This is a genomic window from Pseudomonas sp. TSO6 (assembly GCF_056098905.1).
In genome coordinates this window covers 24,515-48,464 of sequence record NZ_JBLZWV010000019.1, presented here as the reverse complement: position 1 = coordinate 48,464, position 23,950 = coordinate 24,515, and the positions used below count along the sequence as shown (strand labels likewise).

Here is a 23,950-nt window from a genome sequence, read left to right as displayed (position 1 = left end):
TCAGACGTTTAATCACAACGCTAGATCCTCAGGTGTAAATGTCATCTTGAACGAACGATATTGGTTGAAATCGCTCGGCTTCATACCCTGCATCTCGGTCAAACGACCAATGTTCTTCACCGCAGCCACCGCCGAACTGTCATACGGGCCGTCACCACTGGAACGGGCCACGCTGACACTGGTGATGGTACCGTCCGGCAACATGTTGATCTGCAGGACCACCGTCATGCCCTTGCGCGCGGAAGGCGGACGCGCCCAGCCCTCGGCCGCGCGCATACGGATCAGGTCGTCGAAGTCGCCGGCCACCTGGTCACCCTGCTCGTCGGCCAGCGCCTGCTGCCGCTCGGTGGTGTCGGACAACAGCTCGGCCAGGGCCTGGGCTTTCTTGTCTTCTGCCGCCTTGCGGGCCGCTTCCTGTGCCTTTTTCTTCTGGGCGTCTGCAGCGGCCTTTTTCTTGGCCTCTTCAGCTGCCTTCTTCTTCGCGTCCTCGGCCGCCGCCTTCTTCTTGGCGTCCTCGGCTGCTTTCTTCTTGGCCTCTTCGGCTGCCTTTTTCTTGGCATCCTCGGCGGCTTGTTTCTTCGCCTCTTCAGCGGCCTCTTTCTTGGCCTCTTCTTCGGCTTTTTTCTTGGCTTCTTCCTCGGCCTTCTTCTTGGCGATGTCGGCCTGCTGCTTCTCGGCGGCCTTCTTCGCCTCATCGGCCTTCTTGGCTTCTGCGGCTTTCTTGGCCTCGCTAGCCTTGGCGGCTTCGGCAGCCTTGGCAGCGTCTTCGGCTTTTTTCGCCTCGGCAGCTTCGCGAGCCTCCTCGGCCTTTTGAGCGGCGTCGGCCTTCTTTTGTTCCGCGGCCTTCACGGCCTCCTGCTCGACCTTCTTCTGCTCCAGCTGCTCGACTTCGGTCTGGCGCGAAGCGGTTTTCTTCGCTTCCCCGGCAATCTTCTGATTGGTCTGGGTGGTCGCCTGGCTCTTGGACTTGAGCTGGTACAGGGTAGCCTGAACGATCGGCTTGGAAGGCGGCAGCTCAGGCGTCATGGCGAAACTGACGAACAGCATGGCAAACACCAGCACATGCAGGCCAATGGCCCAGACACTGGGCCAGAAGTAGCTTTCCGAGGCGGATGGCTCTCGCTGTTGCATCAGGGCGCCTCGGTAATCAGGCCAACGTTACCGACACCGGCCTTCTGCAACCCGCCCATGGCACCCATGACCGCGCCATAGTCGACAGCCTTGTCGCCACGAATGAACACCTGGGTCTGCTTGCCCTGGTCACGGCCGGCAGCAATGATCTTGGTCACTGCATTGGTCATGTCAGGCAAGGTCATGGCCTTGTCCATCTGCTTGTCGGTGTCGACTTCGCTGCCAAGGTTCCAGTAGTAGGTCTTGTCGGCCTTGATGGAGATGGTGAGGATCTGGACGTTGTTGTCCTGCGGCAAGGCTTCACTGGAAACCTTGGGCAGGTCGACTTTCACGCCCTGGTTGAGCATGGGCGCCGTCACCATGAAGATGACCAGCAGCACCAGCATCACGTCGATGTAGGGCACCACGTTCATCTCGGCGACGGGCTTGCGTTTGTGGCGAACTCGGGCCATGGGCTTCTACCTGATTACTCTTCGCTGGTGTGCACTTTGCGGTGCAGGATCGCCTGGAACTCGTCGGCGAAGGTGTAGTAACGACCGATCAGCACTTCGCTGCGCGCGGCGAAACGGTTGTAGGCGATTACCGCCGGGATTGCTGCGAACAGGCCGATGGCGGTGGCGATCAGCGCTTCGGCGATACCCGGGGCAACGGTGGCCAGGGTGGCCTGCTGGGCGCTGGCCAGGCCGCGGAAGGAGTTCATGATCCCCCATACGGTACCGAACAGGCCGATGTACGGGCTGGTGGAGCCGACGGTGGCCAGGAACGGCAGGCTCTGCTCGAGTTTTTCTTCCTCGCGCGAAATGGCTACGCGCATGGCACGGCCAACGCCTTCCATGACGGCGTCCGGGTCAACGCCCGGCTGCTGACGCAGGCGCGAGAACTCCTTGAAGCCGGCACGGAACACCTGCTCGACGCCGGAATCCGGGTCTGGGTTGCTGCCTGCCTGACGGTACAGCTTGGACAGGTCAATGCCCGACCAGAAGCGCTCCTCGAAGGCATCCAGCGCACGACGACCGGCGCGCAGCATGGTGCTGCGCTGGAAAATCATGATCCATGAGGTGACCGAGGCGGCCACCAGGATCAGCATTACCAGCTGTACCACTACGCTGGCATTGCTGACCAGACTCCACATGGAGGTATGGTCGACGACGTTAGCTTCCACGCTTATTCTCCTGCATTCGATTGGTTACCCGAGCCGTCCGCCGCCAAGGCGTCGCGCAGCTGGGGGGGTATGGCTCGGGGTTTGAAAGTGTCGGCGCGCACGGCGGCCACCAGGAACTGCCCTTCGCAGAGCAGCGTTTCATCCTTTTCCCGCCAGACCTGCTGTACAAAGCGCAGGCTGGCGCGATTGAGTTCAAGTACTTGCGCGGTCACCCGCAACGCGTCGTCCAGCCGCGCCGGCGCGTGGTAGCGCGCTTCGCTGGAATGGACCACGAACAGCAGGTTGTCTTCGGCCAGCTGCGACTGGGAAAAACCCAGGTGCCGCAGGCGTTCGGTGCGCGCGCGCTCCATGAATTTCAGGTAGTTGACGTAGTACACCACGCCGCCCGCATCGGTATCTTCGTAATAGACGCGACAACGGTGTGCGAACGGTTCGAGCTGATTTTGCGCGCGCATACTCTAGTGCTTACTCCTCAGCTTGCCAATCCGCTGTGGCAACTGTTTTTTCTTCATTAATGTCTTATTGCCAGCGCACCCTTTGCATGCCAGCGGTAGGACCACGAAAAGTCGCTTTTGATCTGTCATTCATCGCCTGGCTCGGAAAAATCACCGCCCTCCCCCAAACGCCCGGGAATATTCAGGCCAAAGTGCAGGTAGGCATGCCGGGTGACCACGCGACCGCGCGGCGTGCGCATGATGTAGCCCTGCTGGATCAGGTACGGCTCCAGCACATCTTCGATGGTATGACGCTCTTCGCTGATGGCCGCAGCCAGGTTGTCCACCCCTACCGGGCCGCCATCGAACTTCTCGATCATGGTCAACAGCAGGCGGCGGTCGGAATGGTCGAAGCCACGTTCGTCGACATCCAGCAGGTTCAGCGCCATGTCGGCCACGGCTTTGGTGATCTGGCCCTTGCCGCGCACCTCGGCGTAGTCGCGCACGCGGCGCAGCAGGCGGTTGGCGATACGTGGCGTGCCACGGGCACGCCGGGCAATCTCGTAGGCGCCCTGGTCTTCGATGACCAGGCCAAGGATGTTGGCCGAACGGCTGACGATGGTGGCCAGGTCCTTGTCGCTGTAGAACTCCAGGCGCTGGACAATACCGAAGCGGTCGCGCAAGGGGTTGGTGAGCATGCCGGCACGGGTGGTAGCCCCCACCAGGGTAAACGGTGGCAGGTCGAGCTTGATCGAACGGGCCGCCGGCCCTTCGCCGATCATGATGTCGAGCTGGAAGTCCTCCATGGCCGGGTACAGCACCTCTTCGACGACCGGCGACAGCCGGTGGATCTCGTCGATGAACAGCACGTCGTGCGGTTCGAGGTTGGTCAGCATGGCCGCCAGGTCGCCGGGGCGCTCCAGGATCGGCCCCGAGGTGCTCTTCACCGACACACCCATTTCATGGGCAATGATGTTGGCCAGGGTAGTCTTGCCCAGCCCCGGCGGGCCGAAGATCAGCGTGTGGTCGAGCGACTCGCTACGGCCACGGGCGGCCTGGATGAACAGCGCCATCTGCTCGCGCACCACCGGCTGGCCGATGTAATCGTCCAGGCTCAGCGGGCGAATCGCACGGTCCTGGACCTCTTCGCGGTCGCGGCCACTGGCGGCGATCAGGCGGTCGGCTTCGATCACTTGGTAATCATCCCTTTAAGGCTGCGGCGGATCAGCTCTTCACTGCTCAGGCCGGCCTTGTCTTTGATCGCGGCGATCGCCTTGCTGGCTTCCTGCGGCTTGTAGCCCAGCGAGACGAGGGCGCTGACGGCATCAGCCTCGGCGCTCGACTCGCTGGCGGCCGGCAGCGGGCCATCGGACACCAGGGTGAACATGGCCGGGGAGGTTTCCCAGGCCTTGAAGCGGTCCTTGAGCTCGACCAGCAGGCGTTCGGCGGTTTTCTTGCCGACACCGGGCACGCGTACCAGGGCCGAGGTGTCCTGGGCTTGCACGCAGCGCACCAGCTCATCGACTTCCAGGCCGGACATGAGCGCCAGTGCCAGCTTCGGGCCCACGCCGTTAAGCCGGATGAGCTCGCGGAACAGCTCGCGCTCGCGCTTTTCGGCAAACCCATAGAGCAAGTGGGCGTCTTCGCGCACGACCAGATGGGTGTGCACGGTGACGGGTTCGCCCACCTTGGGCAGACGGTACAGCGTGGTCATGGGAACTTCCAGTTCGTAACCCACGCCGTTGACGTCGATAATCAGGTGCGGCGGCTGTTTCTCCGCCAGGGTGCCGCGCAAACGTCCAATCACGTTCCGATCCTTCCTCTCGGGGAGCCGGTCAAAGACCGCTCAACCCTATCAGCAAATGCAACGGGTGAACGCATCACCCGAACAAAATGTGTATCAGCGCATGAAGCGCCTACAGACGCAAGCGCCCGCCGCGCCGCCGCGCCGTTGCCAGCCCATGGGGCACCAGGCTGGAACGGGTGTGAGCGTGGCACAACGCGATGGCCAAAGCATCGGAGGCGTCGATCTGCGGCTTTTGCGTCAGTTTCAGCAGGTGCATGACCATCATCATCACCTGCTCCTTGTTGGCCCCACCGGTGCCGGCCACCGCTTGCTTGACCTGTGTGGCGCTGTATTCAGCGATTTCCAGGCCGGCTTCGGCGGCAGCGACGATAGCCGCGCCGCGGGCCTGGCCGAGCTTCAGCGCCGAGTCGGCATTGCGCGCCATGAACACCCGCTCGATGCCCATGGTCACCGGTTCGTGCTGCGCGATGATTTCACTGACACCACGAAAAACGATCTGCAGCCGCTCGTGCAGCTCGCCGCTGCCGGTGCGGATACAGCCCGACGCCACGTACTCGCAACCACGGGCGGTCTGGCGTACTACGCCGTAGCCGGTGATGCGCGAACCGGGGTCGATACCAAGAATCAGAGTCATAGTGCCTGTCGTTCAAAGCTCACGGTTCAAGACCATTAGGGCCGCTGCGCGACCCATCGCCGGCAAGCCAGCTCCCACGAGTACAGTGCAGGCCTTAAGAAATGCACTGTACCTGTGGGAGCTGGCTTGCCGGCGATGGGCTGCGCAGCGGCCCCAATAGCAGCCTTGACGCGAAGGGTCAGGAGACCTTAGCCGATATTTTCCATGATCTCGTCGGAAATCTGGGCATTGGAGTAGACGTTCTGCACGTCATCCAGGTCTTCGAGCATGTCGATCAGCTTGAGCACCTTTTCAGCACCGTCCTGGTCGAGCTCGGCACTGGTGGTCGGCTGCATGACGATTTCTGCGTCATCGGCCTTGAAACCAGCCTCTTCCAGGGCGTTACGCACGGCATAGAAGCTGTTGAACGAGGTGAACACGTCGAACGAGCCGTCATCGTTGGCCACCACGTCGTCAGCATCGGCTTCCATCGCCGCTTCCATCAGCGCGTCTTCATCCACGCCCGGGGCAAAACTGATCTGCCCCTTGCGCTCGAACAGGTAGGCCACCGAGCCGTCGGTACCCAGGTTGCCGCCACATTTGGTGAAGGCATGCCGCACGGCGGCGGCGGTGCGGTTGCGGTTGTCGGTCATGGTCTCGACCATGATCGCCACGCCACCCGGACCGTAACCTTCGTAGCTGAGCTCTTCGACGTTGTCGCTTTCGTTGGTGCCGGCACCACGGGCCACGGCGCGATCGATGATGTCGCGGCTCATGTTGGCGCCCAAGGCCTTGTCCAGCGCCAGACGCAGGCGCGGGTTGGATGCCGGGTCAGCACCACCCTGCTTGGCAGCCACGGTCAGCTCGCGGATCCACTTGGTGAAGACCTTGCCTCTCTTGGCATCCTGGCGCTCTTTGCGGTGCTTGATGTTCGCCCACTTGGAATGACCAGCCATAACGACTCCGAATACTTTGAATCACAAACAGCCCCGCCCCTGTACGGGGCGGGACGGGAAAATACCTGCGCCGAAACGCAAAGGCGCATCCATGTGGATGCGCCCGGGGACCGCTTACTCGACCTTGGTCTGTTCGCGCAGTCGGATGTGCAGCTCGCGCAGGGCCTTGGCGTCGACCAGGCCAGGGGCCTGAGTCATGACGCACGCGGCGCTCTGGGTTTTCGGGAAGGCGATCACTTCACGGATCGACTGGGCGCCGGTCATCAGCATGACCAAGCGGTCCAGACCAAAGGCCAGGCCACCGTGCGGCGGCGCACCGAACTTCAGGGCGTCGAGCAGGAAGCCGAACTTCTCTTCCTGTTCCGCCGCTTCGATGCCCAGCAGGCGGAACACAGCCTGTTGCATCTCTTTGCGGTGGATACGGATCGAACCGCCACCCAGCTCAGTACCGTTCAGGACCATGTCATAGGCACGGGACAGGGCTGTGGCCGGGTTGGCCTCAAGCTCTTCCGGCGAGCACTTCGGCGCGGTGAACGGGTGGTGCAGCGCGGTGAAGCTGCCGTCTTCGTTCTCTTCGAACATCGGGAAGTCGACGACCCACATCGGTGCCCACTCGCAGGTGTGCAGGTTGAAGTCGTTGCCGACCTTGATGCGCAGTGCGCCCAGGGCCTCGCTGACGATCTTGAACTTGTCGGCACCGAAGAAAACGATGTCGCCATCGACCGCGCCAACGCGATCGAGGATCACGTTGAGGTTGGCTTCAGGGATGTTCTTGACGATCGGCGACTGCAGGCCTTCGACGCCCTTGGCGCGCTCGTTGACCTTGATGTACGCCAGGCCCTTGGCACCGTAGATGCCAACGAACTTGGTGTACTCGTCGATCTTGCTGCGCGGCATGCTGGCGGCGCCAGGCACGCGCAGGGCGGTAACGCGGCACTTCGGATCGTTGGCCGGGCCTGCGAATACCTTGAAGTCGACATCCTTCAGCTGGTCGGCAACGTCGACCAGTTCCAGCGGGTTACGCAGGTCTGGCTTGTCGGAGCCGTAACGGCGCATGGCTTCTTCGAAGGTCATGTGCGGGAATTCGCCGAATTCCAGGTCCAGCACTTCCTTGAACAGCTTGCGGATCATGCTCTCGGTCAGGCCCATGATCTCGCTTTCATCGAGGAAGCTGGTCTCGATGTCGATCTGGGTGAATTCCGGTTGGCGGTCAGCACGCAGGTCTTCGTCACGGAAGCACTTGGCGATCTGGTAGTAGCGGTCGAAGCCGGCGACCATCAGCAGCTGCTTGAACAGCTGGGGCGACTGCGGAAGGGCGAAGAAGCTACCGGCGTGGGTACGGCTTGGCACCAGGTAGTCACGCGCGCCTTCCGGGGTGGCACGGGTCAGGATCGGCGTTTCGACGTCGAGGAAGCCGTTTTCATCGAGGAAGCGACGGATGCTGGTGGTGATGCGCGAACGCAGACGCAGCTTCTCGGCCATTTCCGGGCGACGCAGGTCGATGAAGCGGTAACGCAGGCGGGTTTCCTCGCCGACGTCGGAGTATTCGTTCAGCGGGAACGGCGGGGTTTCTGCTTCGTTCAGCACGGTCAGCTGGTAGCCAAGGATCTCGATGGCACCGGAGGCCATGTTGGCATTCACCGCGCCGTCAGGGCGCTTGCGCACCTTGCCGGTGACTTGCACGACGTATTCGCTGCGCACGCGGTCGGCGGCGGCGAAGGTTTCGGCGCGATCCGGGTCGAACACGACCTGGGCCATGCCTTCGCGGTCACGGATGTCGAGGAAGATCACCCCGCCGTGGTCGCGGCGACGATGGACCCAGCCGCAAAGGGTGACTTCCTGGCCGTCCAGGCTCTCGTTCAGTTGGCCGCAATAATGGCTGCGCATCATGATGGTGGTTTCGCTTCTCGTGATTCGTGTATTCGGTGGAGGCCTTGGCCGCCCGGAGGGCTAATACTGCAAGACCCGGTCACAGCATTCAACTCAGTCGGCCTTGTCGCCGCCTGCAAGATTCTTTTTCGCCCCGGTCTTGAAGTCGGTTTCGTACCAACCATTACCGCTCAGGCGGAAGCCTGGCACCGACAGCAGCTTCTTCAGCGCCGGCGCCTGGCAGGCCGGGCAATCGGTCAGCGGCGCGGCGCTGATCTTCTGCAGTGCTTCCATGCGGTGCTCGCAGGATGCACATTGATAGTCATAAAGGGGCATGGGTGTCTCTCGTCAACCACAACGCTCGCTGCCAAGGCAGCAAAAAGCGGGATTATATATGGTTAGCAAGCACTGCGCAGCCCGCCAGGCGATCAGCGCACACTTGGCGGGTCTTGCAGCCAGGCAACGCAGATTACCCGAATCAGCCCACTGAAGTTGCGCACCCCACCCTGGCGCAGGTGCACTTCGCGGTCCACGTAGGACAACACCGCACTGACCGAACAGCGGTTGGCGGCGGCGATGCGTTCCAGTATGCCCCAGTAGACGGCCTCCAGACGCAGACAGGTGGAAAAACCGTTGAGCCGCACCGAACGTGACACCGGCTGCGTCTGCAACATATCGAAATCTGCCTTGAACGGATCAATGCACTGTTTTCCTGGCCAGCTCCCCTGACCAGCCACACGCTTGCTCGCTTGCATCATGCGCCCTACTTCCTCGTCACCGGTAACAGGTGACCAATGAAGCGCTGGGCAGCAGGTTTAGAGCAGCGGCAAAGTCTTCCCGCACAGTTACCGACAGGCGCAGCCTTGTGCTGCACCTGCCGGGGACTTGCCGCTTGTTGATTACTTGCCGTCGAGCAATACCCGCAGCATCCACGCGGTTTTCTCGTGCACCTGCATGCGCTGGGTCAGCAAGTCGGCAGTTGGCTCGTCACTGACCTTGTCCACTACCGGGAAAATGCTGCGCGCAGTACGCACCACGGCCTCCTGGCCCTGGACCAGCTGGCGGATCATCTCGTCCGCCGGTGGTACGCCTTCCTCCTCCTTGATAGAGGAATGCCGTGCATAGAATGCATAAGACCCCGGCGCAGGGAAGCCCAGGGCACGGATGCGCTCGGCAATCGAATCGACCGCCAGTGCCAGTTCGTTGTACTGCTCTTCGAACATCAGGTGCAGGGTGCGGAACGACGGACCGGTGACGTTCCAGTGAAAATTATGGGTTTTCAGATACAGCACGTAGGTATCCGACAACAGGCGGGACAGCCCATCGACGATGGACTTGCGATCTTCTTCACTGATACCGATATCGATTGCCATTGAAGTTCCCCTTTCCATAAGGCTTGAGACTCAAGCGGACGCCGACCACTGTAGCAACACTTGCCCCACACTGCCTGTGACATGGCGCAACACATCGCCACTGAGGCCTGCGGTTTGAGTAGCCTTCGCCTTTGCTGTTAAATAGGCACCGTGCCACCCGTGCGGACTGTCATTGCCGGGTGCATAGGCTGGCTTGTCACGTGTTCGCGCCCTACACCTCATGCGCACCGTGCTGCCAGCTCTTCCTGTGATCGGCCTTATCAACTGTGAGCCAACTCCATGTTCAAGATCGTCCATCTGGTGACGGGCGTGGCAGCCTTGCTGCTATCGCTCATACCCAGCCTGAAAACCGATGCAACACCCTTCCTGCAACAACCCGACGCGGTCTACCTTGCCCTGCTCGGCCTGCTCAACCTGGTCCTGGCCCCGGTCGTACCGCTGTACTACCGCGGCGCCCGTCAGCAGTTGCAGCACCTTGCCTGCGCCCTGCTGGTGGTGGCGGTGGTGCTGCAGACCCTGACGCTGCTGGCTCGCCCGGAAATGGGCAACCTCGCGGCGCTGGTCTGTGCGGCACTGGCCGTGGCCCTGCACCTGGCGGTGGGCTTTGCCCGCAGCCCGCGCAAGGCACGCAGCAGCCAGCATGCCGCCCAGGATGCTGGCAACCGTGATACCGGCACGGTGAAGTGGTTCAACACCTCGAAAGGCTTTGGTTTCATCTCCCGCGATTCGGGTGATGACATCTTCGTGCACTTTCGTGCCATACGCGGCGAAGGCCACCGCATCCTGGTCGAAGGCCAGCGCGTGGAGTTTTCGGTGATGCACCGCGACAAGGGCCTGCAGGCCGAAGATGTGGTGGCAGTTACCCGCCGCTGATTGTCTTGCGATAGCGCTCCTGGTGGGCGCGGGCATGCCCGCGCCCACCAGGATTCGTGTGATCAGTAATGAGGCGGCGGCGCCTCCTCCCCCTCGGTGCCGTACTGGCCGACCATCTCTTCATGGCGCTTGATCAGTTCGGCCACCTGTAATTTCAGCCGCTCGATCACCTGCGCCTGCTCGACCACCACATCATTCAACGCCTGCAGGGTGTCATCCTGGAACGCCTGGCGGGTTTCCAGTTCGACGATTCGCAATTCCAGCGACATGTCAGGCCTCCTGATAGCCAGCAAGCTGCAGCCCACGCACGCGCTGGCGAATGGCTTGCAACTGGTCGTCGCGGTAGGCCACGGCCGGGCACTTGCCCCACACCGGTGCTGGCCAGGCGGCATCGTCACGCTGGCGCACGATCACGTGCATGTGCAACTGGCTGACCACATTGCCCAGGGTGGCCACGTTCATCTTGTCGGCGCCGTAGCTGGCCTTCAGTGCTTCAGCCAGCAGGGTGGTTTCCTGCCACAACTGCTGCTGCTCTGCCGCTTCCAGCTCGAACAGCTCGCTGATGCCGGCGCGCTTGGGCACCAGGATGAACCATGGGTAGTTGGCATCCTTGCTCAGCAACAGCTGGCACAACGCAAACTCCCCCAGCACCAGGGAATCCTGCTGCAAACGCGAATCCAGGACGAACACGGCATATCTCCTTCAGGCAAAAACAACCCGCTTTCAAGCGGAAAACAGGCCTGCAAGGATACCTTGCACATTCCCGGTAACACAGCGCTACTTTTCGCACCAAAATGAGGCCGCCTGCGCGCCGCCACCACACTTGTCACCCCACAAACGACTCTGGATGAACAAGTTGCGGTAACACATTGACTTTCATGACAGCTTTTTAAATTTTAATGATTCTCGACTCCATCATGCCCTGAGGCAGCCTTCGCCCCGTGTTTACGGCACTTTCCGACCCTCGGTAGCAGATTTTGTGAAAATTTCATGAAGTGTTGCGAATTTTGAGCACGCTTGTTGCATTCACTTCACGCCAAGTCGGCACGACATCTGCAGTGGCAGGTGTACGCGACAAATAACAACAGCGGCATTGGTTACCAGGGAGTTTCCTCAACCAGAATCCGTAGTTACAGATTCGTTACGGTGACAGGAACAGCGCTGGCGTTATACGGCCCATAAACCGGGGCGTGATTTGCGACATGGAAATACCTAAAAGCGACATGGCAAAAAAGTTCCGTAAAGAGTCTATATAGCCATATCGCCAACAACAGTCAGCGTGCTATACATTTTCGCCGACATAACAAGAAAGAGCTGCACCCTATAACTAAAACACTTGGGCGCGGCGGTACTCTTCCTAAAAACCAAAGGAGCAAATCACGATGCGCGTGATGAAGTGGAGCATGATCGCCCTGGCCGTTGCGGCAGGGACCTCGCAGTTGGCAATGGCCTCGGCACAAGACGAGTCCAAAGGTTTCCTCGAAGACAGCAAGCTGAACGTAAAAACCCGCATGCTGTACTTCAGCCGTGACTTCCGTAACAACGACAGCGGCAAGAGCCGCGTCGAAGAAACCGGCCTGGGCTTCCTGGGCACCTTCGAATCGGGCTTCACCCAGGGCACCGTAGGCTTCGGCGTTGACGCCATCGGCATGCTGGGCCTGAAACTGGACAGCGGCAAAGGCCGCGCCGGCACCGGCCTGTTCCCGACTGCCTCCGATGGCCGTTCGCAAGATGACTACTCCGAAGGCGGCGGTGCAGTAAAACTGCGCGTGTCCAATACCGTACTGAAGTTTGGCGACCAGTTCACCGCCCTGCCGGTACTGGCCACCGACGATAGCCGACTGCTGCCAGAGGTTGCTGAAGGTGGCCTGATCACCAGCAACGAAATCGATGGCCTCACCCTGCACGCCGGTCACTTCACCGCGCTGAACGCCCAGGCTCAGACTTACCACGACAGCCTGCGCCTGACCGAGGCCAACGTCTTCGGTGGCACCTATGCCATCAACGACAACCTCAGCACCAGCGTCTACTACTCGCGCATTGAAGACCACTTCCGCAAGTGGTACGGCAACATCAACTGGGCGCTGCCGATCAGCGACAAGCAAGGCCTGGTGTTCGACTTCAACATCTATGACACCAAGTCCATCGGCGACAACCTGACCGGCGCATTCGTCAGCAAGGCTGACGGCAGCAACGAACTGGACAACATTGCAGCCAGCCTCTCGGCCGCCTACAACATTGGCGCCCACACCTTCACCCTGGCTTACCAGAAGGTCAGCGGCGACGGCGACTACGCTTACGGCGTCGACGGTGGCGGCACCATCTTCCTGGCCAACTCCGTTGCCCGCTCCGACTTCAACGCCGAAGACGAGAAGTCCTGGCAGGCGCGCTACGACCTGAACTTCGCCGAATACGGCGTACCTGGCCTGACCTTCATGACCCGCTATGTTCGCGGCTCGGGTGCCACTACCGAAAGCACCAACAACGGCAAGGAATGGGAACGCGACGTAGACGTCAAGTACGTACTGCAGAGCGGCCCGGCCAAAGACCTGAGCTTGCGCGTGCGTCAGGCCACCTACCGCTCCAGCGACGGCGTTTACTACGGTTCGAGCTCGATCGACGAACTGCGCCTGATCGTGGAGTACCCGCTGAGCATCCTGTAAGCCTGGCTTGCAGTGCTCCGCACCTGAAAAAGCCCGGCGATCTCGCCGGGCTTTTTCTTGGCTGACAAGCGGCCCGCCCTGGGGCATCCTGTACGCCTTCGTTTCGCCCCCGTACAATGCGGGGCTATTTCAACGTCTTAGGCAATCGACACGGCTAACCATGCGCACCAGTCAATATTTGCTCGCCACCCAGAAAGAAACCCCTGCCGACGCAGTGGTCATCAGCCATCAGCTCATGCTGCGTGCCGGCATGATCCGCAAACTGGCCTCCGGCCTGTACACCTGGCTGCCGATGGGCCTGCGGGTAATGCGCAAGGTCGAGGCCGTGGTGCGTGAGGAAATGAACGCCGCCGGTGCCCTGGAAGTGCTGATGCCAAGCATCCAGCCTGCCGAGCTGTGGCAGGAGTCCGGCCGCTGGGAACAGTACGGCCCTGAGCTGCTGCGCCTGAAGGACCGCCACCAGCGCGACTTCTGCGTTGGCCCGACCCACGAAGAAGTCATCACCGACCTGGCCCGTAACGAGCTGTCCAGCTATAAACAGCTGCCGCTCAACATGTACCAGATCCAGACCAAGTTCCGTGACGAGATCCGCCCGCGCTTCGGCCTGATGCGCGGCCGCGAGTTCATCATGAAGGACGCCTACTCGTTCCATGCCGACCAGGCTTCCCTGCAGGAAACCTACGACCGCATGCACCAGGCGTACAGCAACGTATTCACCCGCCTGGGCCTGGACTTCCGCCCAGTGCAGGCCGACACCGGCTCGATCGGTGGCAGCTACTCGCACGAATTCCACGTACTGGCCGAGTCCGGCGAAGACGACGTGATCTTCAGCGACAGCTCCGACTACGCCGCCAACATCGAGAAGGCCGAGGCCATCCCGCGTGAAACCGTGCGCCCTGCCCCTACCGAGGAGCTGCGCCTGGTCGACACGCCAGAGGCCAAGACCATCGCACAACTGGTTGAAAACCACGGCCTGGCGATCGAGAAGACCGTCAAGACCCTGATCGTGCGCGGCGCTGAAGAAGGCAAGCTGATTGCACTGATCGTTCGCGGCGACCACGAGCTGAACGAAATCAAGGCCACCAAGCTGGAACAGGTTGCCGACCCTCTGGTCATGGCCACCGAAGCCGAACTGCGCGACGCCATTGGCGCCGGTGCCGGCTCGCTCGGCCCGCTGAACCTGCCGCTGGAATGCATCATCGACCGTTCGGTTGCCCTGATGAGCGACTTCGGCATCGGCGCCAACATCGACGACAAGCACTACTTCGGCGTGAACTGGGAGCGCGACCTGCCGGTTCCACAGGTCGCCGACCTGCGTAACGTGGTTGAAGGCGACCCAAGCCCGGACGGCCAGGGCACCCTGGTGATCAAGCGCGGCATTGAAGTGGGCCACATCTTCCAGCTGGGCACCAAGTACAGCGAAGCGCTGAAGTGCCAGGTACTGGGAGAGAACGGCAAGCCGGTGGTTCTGTCGATGGGCTGCTACGGTATTGGTGTGTCCCGCGTGGTCGCCGCTGCCATCGAGCAGAGCTATGACGACAAGGGCATCATCTGGAACGATGCCCTGGCGCCGTTCCAGATCGCCCTGGTACCGCTGCGCTACGAAACCGAGGTGGTTCGCGAGGCAACCGACAAGCTGTACGCCGAACTGACCGCTGCCGGCTTTGAAGTGCTGCTGGACGACCGCGACAAGAAGACCAGCCCAGGCATCAAGTTTGCCGACATGGAGCTGATCGGCATTCCACACCGCATCGTCGTCAGCGATCGCGGCCTGGCCGAAGGCAACCTGGAGTACAAGCACCGCACCGAGCAGGACGCCCAGGCGTTGCCGCTCAATGAAGTGCTGAGCTTCCTGCAGGCCCGCGTTCGCCGCTGATAACCAATGCACGAGTGATCATGTTCAAGCGAAGTACCTTTACCCTGGGGGGCGCCGCACTGTGCGGCGCCCTGCTCGTCAGCGGCTGCGCCAACCAGATGTCCCAGCGCAGCGACCACGAGGAGCGCGTCGAGCGCAAATTGCTCGAGCACACCCTGCAGATCGATGTCGGCGAGCCAAAGGTGATGGAGCTGCCGCAACGACGTGTACGCGTGCATGAGCAGAAGCGCTTCGAAGTCACCGAGTTCGAAGTCACCCGTCGCTATGACCGCTACACGCCTTACCAGCCCTGGCGGGAGGTCTACGAGATCCCGCTGGGTGCAGTGGCCGTGGTAGCGGGCGTCGGCGCCAACGTGGTCAACGTCTTCGCCTTGGGCAACCTGCCGGAAAGCATCACCCATGATTGGCTGAGCTATGGCGTGGACGGGCTCAACCCGTTCATGAACGTGCCATCCAACGGGCGTGCCCAGCAGAACCTGGCCGGGATCAGCGAAGTGCAGAAAGGCAAGCGCGAGGAATCTACCAGCGTGCCCTGGAGCGAACGCCTGGTCGAGGTCAAGGCCGGCAAGATGACCCACGAGCTGACCACCGACAGGAACGGCGTGCTGCGCCTGAACCTGCTCGACAGCCCGTTCTCCGAGCAGAACCTTAACCACGTCGGCACCCTGCACCTTCAGGTACTCGACGAGGACAACGCGGTGCGGGGTGATGCCAGCCTGCTGGTCAGCGCCACCTTGCGCAACAAGCTGCTCGAAGCCCATGAGCTGATCTTCGACGACCTCGAAGATGATGATGTCGGCCAGTGGGTACATCGGGTCAAGCGTCTGTCGGAGCTGGGCCTTGAAGAAGAAGCCAGTGAAATGGAACAAAGCCTGATCGAGCTGACCCGCAACGATCCGGAGCTGCAGCAGGAATTTCTGCAATCGCTGACCAAGGCCACTGGCCGGTTGGTGGCAGATCCGGGCGTGCAGTAAAAGAAGGGGCCGCTATGCGGCCCCTTTTCATTCAGGCGTAAACAGCTCCAACTGCTCATGCGCTCCGCGCAAATCGCGCAACCTCACCCCTACTCCCAGCAAGCGCACCGGCTTGCCACCCCGGGCGAATGCCTGCCCCAGAAGCTGTCGATAACTTTCAAGGTCCCGCCCGGCCCCTGCCTGCTCCATCGTGGTCTGGCTGAAGTCATGGAACTTGACCTTGACGAACGGCTTGTCCGGCCGATAACTGCTGTCCATACGGGCAATACGCTCGTTCAGGCTCTCCAGCAGCTCGGGTAACCGCGCCAGGCAACTGGCCAGGTCCGGCAGGTCGGTGTCGTAAGTGTTTTCCACACTGACCGACTGCCTGCGGCTGTCATTTTGTACTGCACGGTCATCTATACCCCGCGCCAGCCCCCACAAACGCTCGCCAAAGCTGCCAAACTCACGCACCAGTGCCAGGCGCGACCATTCACGCAGGTCAAGGCAGGTTTCGATGCCCAGCCGCGTCAGTTTATCTGCCGTCACCTTGCCCACCCCATGCAGCCTGGCCACCGGCAAGGCGGCGACAAAGGCCTCCACCTCGCCCGGGGTAATCACGAACAGCCCGTTGGGCTTGCGCCAGTCACTGGCAATCTTGGCCAGGAACTTGTTTGGCGCCACGCCCGCCGACACGGTGATATGCAGGGTGCGGGCGACACGCCGGCGGATATCCTCGGCGATGCGCGTGGCACTGCCCGAATACCACTGGCTGTCACTTACATCCAGGTAGGCTTCGTCCAGCGACAAAGGCTCGATCAGCTCGGTGTAGTCGCGGAAGATCGCATGGATTTCCCGCGAGGCCTCACGGTAGGCCTCGAAGCGCGGCTTGACGATCAACAGGTCGGGGCACAGCTTCAGTGCATGCCGTGACGACATGGCCGAGCGCACACCATAGGCACGCGCTTCATAGTTGCAGGTAGCGATCACCCCACGGTGCTCAGGCGAGCCCCCAACCGCCATGGGCCGCCCGGCCAGGCGGGGGTCGTCACGCATCTCGATCGCGGCGTAGAAGCAATCGCAGTCGACGTGGATGATCTTGCGCAAGGACATGGATGGCCGTCAGCACTGTAAATTCATACAGATAGTATCGCATGCGACCTGCCTGAAACACCTTACCCGCTGCATCACACGACAAACTGCCTGAAAGCCCCGTCGCGCCTGAGCCGCTTGCTGCTGACGAGCGCTAAGGGTTTGAACAAAAAAGGATTTTTCAATGAAACTGCTTGACACTGTGGCGTAAATCCGTAGAATTCGATCTCACAGGCGCGGGATGGAGCAGCCTGGTAGCTCGTCGGGCTCATAACCCGAAGGTCGTCGGTTCAAATCCGGCTCCCGCAACCAGATTCAAGAAAAGGCCACTGTTCATACAGTGGCCTTTTTCTTTGCCTTCTAAAAAGTAAAACCGAAAAACCTTTGATAAATCAAAGCTTAGCGCTTGACACCCACTCAGCAAACTGTAGAATGCGCCCCACAGACGCGGGATGGAGCAGTCTGGTAGCTCGTCGGGCTCATAACCCGAAGGTCGTCGGTTCAAATCCGGCTCCCGCAACCAAGTTCAAGAAAAGGCCACTGTTAACGCAGTGGCCTTTTTCTTTGTCCGCTGAAAAGTATCATCGGAAAAACATCGACAAATCAAAGCTTAGCGCTTGACATACAAACCACACGCTGTAGAATCCGCCCCACTGACGCGGGATGGAGCAGCCTGGTAGCTCGTCGGGCTCATAACCCGAAGGTCGTCGGTTCAAATCCGGCTCCCGCAACCATATTCGTCAGAACAAACCCCGCCTGTGTAACAGCAGCGCGGGGTTTGTTGCTTCTGCCCTCCCTGCTTTTAGTCGCATCGATTTTCCCGCCCTCCAGCCAACCCGCAGGCTTGAGGCATCCAGCCCAGGATGAACTATCTTTAACCCTGCCAAGCCGCTGAAAGCGCCTGAGGCTGGAGTAACATTGGATACGTTTTCCTAAGGGACTTTCACTTGGCCGTACCTCCCCTCAACCTCGCGCTGCATGCCCGAGGCAACCTATGACTTCTCACAACCCCGAACCTCCGGTGCCACTGGCCTCGGCGCTACCGGGTGCCGTGCAGCGTCTGCCCTTGCTCGAACGCGTGAGCCGCTACCGCCAGCCCATCGGCCTGGCAGTGACCCTGGTGCTGTTCACCATGGCGTTGATTGCCTGCCGCCACCTGCTGAGCGAGCTGGACATCTATGCCTTGCACGATGCCATGCTCAGCGTACCGGCCCAGTCAGTGCTGGGTGCCTTGCTGGCGACCGTGATCGGCTTCGTGATCCTGCTGGGTTACGAGTGGTCGGCCAGCCGCTATGCCGGCGTGAAACTGCCGGCACGCAGCCTGGTGCTTGGCGGCTTCAGCGCCTTTGCCATCGGCAACGCCATCGGCCTGTCGATGCTTTCGGGTGGCTCGGTGCGCTACCGCCTGTATGCACGCCAGGGGCTGGGCGCTGGCGAAGTCGCACGCATGACCGTGTTTGCCAGCCTGTCGCTGGGCTGCGCGCTGCCCCCCCTCGCCGCCTTGGCAACCTTGAGCGACCTGCCGGCAGCCTCGACCGCACTGGGGTTGGCGCCTGGCCTGCTGGCAGGTATCGCCGCCGCCGTGCTGGTGGCGTCCGCCCTGCTGGTGTTCGGCTTGTACCGCCGGCGCCTGGCCGAACAGCCGCTGGCCAATAACCTGCTGGTGCAACTGGGCCGCCGCACACTGCGCCTGCCGGGCGCGCGCCTGGCCGCCCTGCAACTGCTGATTACCGCGCTGGATGTGGCAGCGGCCGCCACCGTACTGTATCTGCTGCTGCCCGAAGCACCACCCTTTGGCGCGTTTGTGATGGTGTACCTGCTGGCCCTGGCCGCAGGGGTGCTCAGCCACGTACCGGGCGGCGTCGGGGTGTTCGAAGCCATCCTGCTGGCGGCCTTTGCCGACCAGCTCGGTGCCGCGCCGCTGGCGGCCGCCCTGCTGCTGTACCGGCTGATCTATGTGGTGCTGCCCCTGCTGCTGGCCTGCGTACTGCTGCTGGCCAATGAAGCCCGGCGCCTGCTGTTCGCGCAGCAGGCCATCAAGGCCGCCTCCGGGATGGCCGCCCCCATCCTGTCGATAATGGTATTCCTGTCTGGGGTGGTGCTGCTGTTTTCCGGCGTCACGCCCGAGATCGACACGCGCCTGGAGCACATGGGCTTCCTGGTGCCGCACCGGCTGATCGATGCCTCGCACTTTGGCGCGAGCCTGATCGGCGTGCTGTGCCTGTTGCTGGCCCAAGGCCTGCGCCGGCGGCTGTCCGCGGCCTGGCTGCTGACCACCGTGCTGCTCCTGGTCGGTGCCCTGCTGTCGCTGCTCAAGGGTTTTGACTGGGAAGAGGCTTGCCTGCTGACCTTCACCGCGGCCCTGCTGGCCCTGTTCCGTCGCTCGTTCTACCGCCCCAGCCGCCTGCTGGAGCTGCCATTTTCGCCAGTGTTCCTGGTGGCCAGTGCCTGTGCGGTCGGCGCATCGGTGTGGCTGCTGTTGTTTGCCTACCAGGATGTGCCCTACAGCCATCAGCTGTGGTGGCAGTTCACCCTCGACGCCGATGCCCCGCGCGGCCTGCGCGCCGCCATGGGCAGCGCCTTGCTGCTGGCTGCCTTGGCGCTGACCTGGCTGCTGCGCACCGCGCCGCCGGTGATCCACCTGCCCGACGACGAAGAACTGCAGCGCGCCAACCGTATCCTGCTGGCCTCCGACCAGCCCGACGGCGGCCTGGCCCTGACCGGCGACAAGGCGTTGCTGTTTCACCCACGCGACAATGCCTTCCTTATGTACGCGCGTCGCGGCCGTAGCCTGGTGGCCCTGTACGACCCGATCGGCCCGGCCCAGGAACGCGCCGAAATGATCTGGCAGTTCCGTGACCTGTGCGACCTGCATCACGCCCGGCCAGTGTTCTACCAGGTGCGCGCCGAAAACCTGCCGTTCTATATGGACATTGGCCTGACCGCACTGAAGCTGGGCGAAGAAGCCCGGGTGGACTTGCGCCGCTTCGACCTCGAAGCCAAGGGCAAAGAGATGAAGGACCTGCGCTACACGTGGAACCGCGGTGGCCGCGACGGCCTGAGCCTCGAAATTCACGAACCTGGCCACGCCCCGCTGGCAGAGCTGAAGGAAATTTCCGATGCCTGGCTCGGCGGTAAAAGCGTGCGCGAAAAAGGCTTCTCGCTGGGGCGCTTTAGCCCGGAGTACCTGCAGCATTTCCGCATCGCCCTGATCCGCTTCCAGGGCCGGCCGGTGGCGTTCGCCAACCTGCTGGAGACCCACAGCAACGAGCTGGCCAGCCTCGACCTGATGCGTGCACACCCCGAGGCACCGAAGCTGACCATGGAGTTCATGATGATCGGCCTGATCCTGCACTACAAAAGCCATGAGTATTCCCGCTTCAGCCTGGGCATGGTGCCGCTTTCAGGCCTGCAGCCGCGGCGTGGCGCGCCCCTGACCCAGCGCCTGGGCTCGATGGTGTTCCGCCGTGGCGAACAGCTTTACAACTTCCAGGGGCTTCGACGCTTCAAGGACAAGTTCCAACCGGATTGGGAACCCCGCTACATGGCCGTGCCGGCCGGGCTCGACCCGCTTGTGGCACTGGCCGATACTGCCGCCCTGATTGCAGGCGGCCTGACTGGATTGGTGAAACGTTGATGACCCGACGCTTTTGGCTGTACCTGCTGGTTACTCTGCTGCTGGCCGCCCTGGGAGGGGTGCTGGCATTCTGGCTGTGGACGCGTCCGGCCCCCGAGGCGCGCCTGGAGCAATTGAGCAGCAATGGCGCCAGCATCACCCGCGTGACCCCGGGCGTGCACCCCAAGGCCCGGGTGGCCATCGGTGTGCCACAGGATCAGGCGCTGACGGACAAGCAGTTGCTTGACCTGAGCCAGGCCGGTGAAGCTCAGCTGGTGCAGGTGGTTTTGCCGCCTAACGACTGCAGCAAGCAGCAACAGGTCATGGGCCAGGCCCTGGCCGAGCTGTCGGACAAGCCGACATTGGTCGCTGGTATCGGCCCTGGCGCCGCCCAGGCCTGGCGCTGGCTGGCCAGCCAGAACGATGACAAGGCCCGGGCTATTTCCGTGGACTTCACCGTCGAGCAACCCGGCTGCCAGGCACCGCTGCCCACAGCGGCTGCGCATGGCCACTGGAACGTCGCCTGGAACGACAACCCGGATGACGCCAGTGCCGCGTTCGTACGCGACCAGGCCAATGCCGAAACCAGCATCAGTGACTACGACATCCACTTGCCACAAGTACTCAAGGCCCAGCTGACCCAGGCGCTGGTAGGCCACGATGGCAACGCCCTGGCCATCCCCGTGGTAGAAGTGCCGGCCGGGCAGACCACCGACACAGTCACCCTGTTCCTCTCCGGTGACGGCGGCTGGCGTGACCTGGACCGCGATGTCGCCGGGGAAATGGCCAAGCTGGGCTACCCGGTGGTGGGTATCGACACCCTGCGCTATTACTGGCAGCACAAGACCCCGGAGCAAAGTGCGGCCGACCTGTCCGAGCTGATGCAACATTACCGGCAGAAGTGGGGTACCAAGCGCTTTGTACTGACTGGCTATTCGTTCGGTGCCGATGTGCTGCCGGCAATCTACAACCGCCTGCCGGTGGAGGACCAGCAACGCATCGACGCAGTGATGCTGCTGGCCTTTGCCCGCAGCGGCAGCTTCGAGATCGAGGTCGAGGGCTGGCTGGGCAAGGAAGGCCAGGAAGCACCAACCGGACCGGAAATGGCCAGGCTGCCGGCCGCCAAGGTGGTGTGCGTGTATGGCGTGGAAGAGACCGACGAAAGCGGTTGCACCGAAAAGACTGCGGTGGGTGAGCGCCTGAAGCTGCCTGGGGGGCACCACTTTGATGAGAACTACCCGGCGCTGGCCAAGCGCTTGATTGGTGAGATCGAGACACGCCAGGGCAAGTCCAGCGTCGCCGAACAGAACTGATAATGATTGGGGCCGCTTTGCGGCCCATCGCTGGCAAGCCAGGCTCCCACATCTACTGCGCACAGCTCCACCGTTGTGCTGCCCCTGTGGGAGCCTGGCTTGCCGGCGATGGGCTGCATAGCAGCCCTTGGCAATCAGATCTCGACCTGGGTCCCCAGTTCGATCACCCGGTTAAGCGGCAGGTTGAAGAAGCGCAGGTTACCGTTGGCATTCTTCAGCAAGAACGCGAACAGGTTGCCCCGCCAGCGCGACATCCCTTCCAGCCGCGAAGCGATTACCGTCTCGCGGCTGAGGAAGTAAGTGGTGCGCATCGGGGTGAAGTCCAGATCGTCCAGATGGCACAGCTTCAATGCCGCCGGCACGTCGGGCTCGTCCATGAAGCCAAAGTGCAAGAGCACTCGGAAGAACCCGTCACCATAAGCCTCCACCTCGAAGCGCTCCTGCTCCGGTACCCGCGGCCGGTCCTCGCTGACCACAGTCAGCAACACCACCTGGCTGTGCAGCACCTGGTTATGCAGCATGTTGTGCAACAAGGCGTGGGGCACTGCATCCGACCGGGCAGTGAGGAACACCGCCGTCCCTTCGACCCGGTGCGGCGGCTGAATGCGGATACTGCTGATGAACAGCGGCAATGGCAGCGCACCTTCGTCAATGCGCTCCACCAGGATCTGCTTACCGCGCTTCCAGGTGCTCATCAGCAGGAACAGCACACCGCCAGCCAGCACCGGGAAGGCACCGCCCTGGAAGATTTTCGGCACGTTGGCGGCGAAGAACAGCCCATCCACAAACAGGAAGCCCACCAGGATCGGTACTGCCAGCACCGGCGGCCACTTCCACAACAGCAGCATCACCGCCGACACCAGAATGGTGGTCATCAGCATGGTGCCGGTTACTGCCACGCCGTAGGCCGCCGCCAGGGCGCCGGACGACTCGAAGCCGATCACCAGCAGCACCACGCCCACCATCAGCGTCCAGTTCACGGCGCCAATGTAGATCTGGCCCTGCTCGTCGCTGGAGGTGTGCTGGATCTGCATGCGCGGAATGTAACCCAGCTGGATGGCCTGTCGGGTCAGGGAAAAGGCCCCGGAAATGACCGCCTGCGAGGCGATCACAGTGGCCATTGTGGCCAACCCGACCAACGGCAGCAGCGCCCAGCTCGGCGCCAGCAGATAGAAGGGGTTGCGGGCCGCCTCCGGGTTTTGCAGCAGCAGTGCACCCTGGCCGAAATAGTTGAGCACCAACGCGGGCAGCACCAGGATGAACCAGGCCCGGGCGATCGGCTTGCGACCAAAATGGCCCATGTCGGCATACAGCGCCTCGGCACCGGTTAGCGCCAGCACCACGGCACCGAGGATGGCTACGCCCATGCCTGGGTGAACCACGAAGAAGTTCACCGCCCAGCCCGGGTTGAAGGCCTTGAGCACTTCCGGGCTCTGTGAGATGCCGTGCACGCCCAATGCGCCCAGCACCACGAACCAGGTGACCATGATCGGGCCGAACAGCTTGCCGATTTTCTCGGTGCCGTGCTTCTGCACCAGGAACAGCGCCACCAGCACCACCAGCGAAATCGGCACCACCCAGTGGTCGATTCCGTCAAACGCCAGGCCCATGCCCTCCACGGCCGAGAGCACCGATACCGCCGGGGTGATCATGCTGTCGCCATAGAACAGCGAAGCGCCGATCAAACCGCAGATTACCATCAGCGTACGCAACCGCGGGTAGGCGGCCGTAGCCCGCCGCGCCAGCGCGGTCAGCGCCATGGTGCCACCCTCGCCCTGGTTGTCGGCGCGCAGGATGAACATCACATACTTGAACGACACCACCCACAACAGCGACCACAGGATCAGCGACAGGATCCCCAACACGCCATCATGGTTGACCGGCACCCCGTAGCCGCCGGTGAAGACTTCCTTGAGGGTATACAACGGGCTGGTGCCAATATCGCCATAAACCACCCCGACCGCCGCCACGAGCAGGCCCAGCGACCGCGCCGCCCCCTGCTTCCCCGCGTGCCCGCCCTCGGCGTGACTGCTTGCCTGAACCATCGACCACTCCCGCAGACGGCCATCTCGGCCTTTAGTATTCACTCGCGCGCCTGGCCCCCGAAGGCACCTTCACGCAACGGCGCGAAGCATAGCGCAGCGTTCGTCGTATTTCTGCTGGTCAAGCGACCTTGCGCTCGCTAGAATTGCGCACTTTTTGATCAGAGGCGCCAAAAA

22 protein-coding genes and 3 tRNA genes are annotated in these 23,950 nt (G+C 62.1%); 9 read left to right on the top strand and 16 right to left on the bottom strand.

All coding sequences use genetic code 11. From position 1 onward, the window contains the following. Positions 1–12 precede the first annotated feature (12 nt). From tolA to ACN6NG_RS05450, 12 genes are all read right to left on the bottom strand, one after another. Positions 13–1,131 carry a cell envelope integrity protein TolA gene (tolA, locus tag ACN6NG_RS05505; RefSeq protein ID WP_016498326.1) on the bottom strand — a complete coding sequence of 373 codons (1,119 nt, stop codon included), beginning with the start codon at positions 1,129–1,131 and terminating at the stop codon, positions 13–15. Continuing rightward, positions 1,131–1,583 carry a protein TolR gene (gene tolR, locus ACN6NG_RS05500; RefSeq protein ID WP_012273765.1) on the bottom strand — a complete coding sequence of 151 codons (453 nt, stop codon included), beginning with the start codon at positions 1,581–1,583 and terminating at the stop codon, positions 1,131–1,133. The genes tolA and tolR overlap by 1 nt, the downstream gene beginning before the upstream one ends. Before the next feature lie 14 nt (positions 1,584–1,597). Beyond that, a complete protein-coding gene (gene tolQ, locus ACN6NG_RS05495) occupies positions 1,598–2,293 on the bottom strand; it encodes a protein TolQ (protein ID WP_008090219.1) in 696 nt (231 codons plus the stop codon). A gap of 2 nt (positions 2,294–2,295) precedes the next feature. Next, entirely contained in the window at positions 2,296–2,748 is a 453-nt protein-coding gene (gene ybgC, locus ACN6NG_RS05490; RefSeq protein WP_016498325.1) for a tol-pal system-associated acyl-CoA thioesterase, read from the bottom strand. A 125-nt stretch (positions 2,749–2,873) separates the two neighbouring features. Next, on the bottom strand, positions 2,874–3,920 hold the full coding sequence (gene ruvB, locus ACN6NG_RS05485) for a Holliday junction branch migration DNA helicase RuvB (RefSeq protein WP_016488653.1): 1,047 nt from the start codon (positions 3,918–3,920) through the stop codon (positions 2,874–2,876). After that, complete coding sequence (gene ruvA, locus ACN6NG_RS05480) at positions 3,917–4,534, bottom strand: Holliday junction branch migration protein RuvA (RefSeq protein ID WP_016498324.1); 618 nt, start codon at positions 4,532–4,534, stop codon at positions 3,917–3,919. The genes ruvB and ruvA overlap by 4 nt, the downstream gene beginning before the upstream one ends. A 109-nt stretch (positions 4,535–4,643) precedes the next feature. After that, entirely contained in the window at positions 4,644–5,168 is a 525-nt protein-coding gene (gene ruvC / locus ACN6NG_RS05475; RefSeq protein ID WP_016498323.1) for a crossover junction endodeoxyribonuclease RuvC, read from the bottom strand. Positions 5,169–5,356: 188 nt separating this feature from the next. Next, the gene (locus ACN6NG_RS05470) at positions 5,357–6,103 is read right to left on the bottom strand and encodes a YebC/PmpR family DNA-binding transcriptional regulator (protein ID WP_043201932.1); all 747 of its coding nucleotides are present in this window, start codon (positions 6,101–6,103) and stop codon (positions 5,357–5,359) included. Between the two features lie 114 nt (positions 6,104–6,217). Further along, on the bottom strand, positions 6,218–7,993 hold the full coding sequence (gene aspS, locus ACN6NG_RS05465; RefSeq protein ID WP_016498321.1) for an aspartate--tRNA ligase: 1,776 nt from the start codon (positions 7,991–7,993) through the stop codon (positions 6,218–6,220). A gap of 93 nt (positions 7,994–8,086) precedes the next feature. Then, positions 8,087–8,308, bottom strand: coding sequence for an FmdB family zinc ribbon protein (locus tag ACN6NG_RS05460; protein WP_016498320.1), 222 nt, complete (start codon positions 8,306–8,308; stop codon positions 8,087–8,089). Positions 8,309–8,400: 92 nt separating this feature from the next. Then, positions 8,401–8,730 (bottom strand): ribbon-helix-helix domain-containing protein, encoded by a 330-nt coding sequence (locus tag ACN6NG_RS05455; RefSeq protein ID WP_016488658.1) that lies wholly within the window; start codon positions 8,728–8,730, stop codon positions 8,401–8,403. Between the two features lie 141 nt (positions 8,731–8,871). Further along, positions 8,872–9,345 (bottom strand): Dps family protein, encoded by a 474-nt coding sequence (locus tag ACN6NG_RS05450; RefSeq protein ID WP_003254783.1) that lies wholly within the window; start codon positions 9,343–9,345, stop codon positions 8,872–8,874. 279 nt (positions 9,346–9,624) lie between these two features. On the opposite strand from ACN6NG_RS05450, the gene ACN6NG_RS05445 reads away from it, so the two are divergent. Continuing rightward, positions 9,625–10,218, top strand: coding sequence for a cold-shock protein (locus ACN6NG_RS05445; protein ID WP_016488659.1), 594 nt, complete (start codon positions 9,625–9,627; stop codon positions 10,216–10,218). Between the two features lie 62 nt (positions 10,219–10,280). Here ACN6NG_RS05445 and ACN6NG_RS05440 read toward each other — a convergent pair whose 3' ends face one another. Continuing rightward, positions 10,281–10,487 carry a SlyX family protein gene (locus ACN6NG_RS05440; RefSeq protein ID WP_016498318.1) on the bottom strand — a complete coding sequence of 69 codons (207 nt, stop codon included), beginning with the start codon at positions 10,485–10,487 and terminating at the stop codon, positions 10,281–10,283. Position 10,488: 1 nt separating this feature from the next. After that, positions 10,489–10,908: an HIT family protein gene (locus ACN6NG_RS05435; RefSeq protein ID WP_016498317.1), complete on the bottom strand. Its 420-nt coding sequence runs from the start codon at positions 10,906–10,908 to the stop codon at positions 10,489–10,491. 692 nt (positions 10,909–11,600) lie between these two features. On the opposite strand from ACN6NG_RS05435, the gene ACN6NG_RS05430 reads away from it, so the two are divergent. From ACN6NG_RS05430 to ACN6NG_RS05420, 3 genes are all read left to right on the top strand, one after another. Continuing rightward, complete coding sequence (locus ACN6NG_RS05430; protein ID WP_016488662.1) at positions 11,601–12,881, top strand: OprD family porin; 1,281 nt, start codon at positions 11,601–11,603, stop codon at positions 12,879–12,881. 160 nt (positions 12,882–13,041) lie between these two features. Then, positions 13,042–14,757, top strand: coding sequence for a proline--tRNA ligase (locus ACN6NG_RS05425; protein ID WP_016498316.1), 1,716 nt, complete (start codon positions 13,042–13,044; stop codon positions 14,755–14,757). Between the two features lie 20 nt (positions 14,758–14,777). Next, the gene (locus ACN6NG_RS05420) at positions 14,778–15,731 is read left to right on the top strand and encodes a hypothetical protein (RefSeq protein ID WP_016498315.1); all 954 of its coding nucleotides are present in this window, start codon (positions 14,778–14,780) and stop codon (positions 15,729–15,731) included. Between the two features lie 27 nt (positions 15,732–15,758). On the opposite strand, the gene dinB is transcribed toward ACN6NG_RS05420, so the two are convergent. Beyond that, on the bottom strand, positions 15,759–16,817 hold the full coding sequence (gene dinB / locus ACN6NG_RS05415; RefSeq protein ID WP_162465281.1) for a DNA polymerase IV: 1,059 nt from the start codon (positions 16,815–16,817) through the stop codon (positions 15,759–15,761). A gap of 220 nt (positions 16,818–17,037) precedes the next feature. Between dinB and ACN6NG_RS05410 the strand changes: the two genes are divergently transcribed. The 5 genes from ACN6NG_RS05410 to ACN6NG_RS05390 all read left to right on the top strand — a co-directional run bounded on the left by ACN6NG_RS05410 (position 17,038) and on the right by ACN6NG_RS05390 (position 21,731). Next, positions 17,038–17,114, top strand: a tRNA-Met gene (locus ACN6NG_RS05410). Positions 17,115–17,248: 134 nt separating this feature from the next. Next, a tRNA-Met gene (locus ACN6NG_RS05405) sits at positions 17,249–17,325 on the top strand. Between the two features lie 134 nt (positions 17,326–17,459). Further along, positions 17,460–17,536, top strand: a tRNA-Met gene (locus ACN6NG_RS05400). A gap of 260 nt (positions 17,537–17,796) precedes the next feature. Then, entirely contained in the window at positions 17,797–20,439 is a 2,643-nt protein-coding gene (gene mprF / locus ACN6NG_RS05395; RefSeq protein ID WP_474313152.1) for a bifunctional lysylphosphatidylglycerol flippase/synthetase MprF, read from the top strand. Beyond that, entirely contained in the window at positions 20,439–21,731 is a 1,293-nt protein-coding gene (locus ACN6NG_RS05390; protein ID WP_474313151.1) for a virulence factor family protein, read from the top strand. The genes mprF and ACN6NG_RS05390 overlap by 1 nt, the downstream gene beginning before the upstream one ends. A gap of 134 nt (positions 21,732–21,865) precedes the next feature. Here the strand turns inward: ACN6NG_RS05390 and ACN6NG_RS05385 are convergent, their stop codons facing one another. Further along, on the bottom strand, positions 21,866–23,776 hold the full coding sequence (locus tag ACN6NG_RS05385) for a potassium transporter Kup (RefSeq protein WP_063427441.1): 1,911 nt from the start codon (positions 23,774–23,776) through the stop codon (positions 21,866–21,868). Positions 23,777–23,950: the final 174 nt, after the last annotated feature.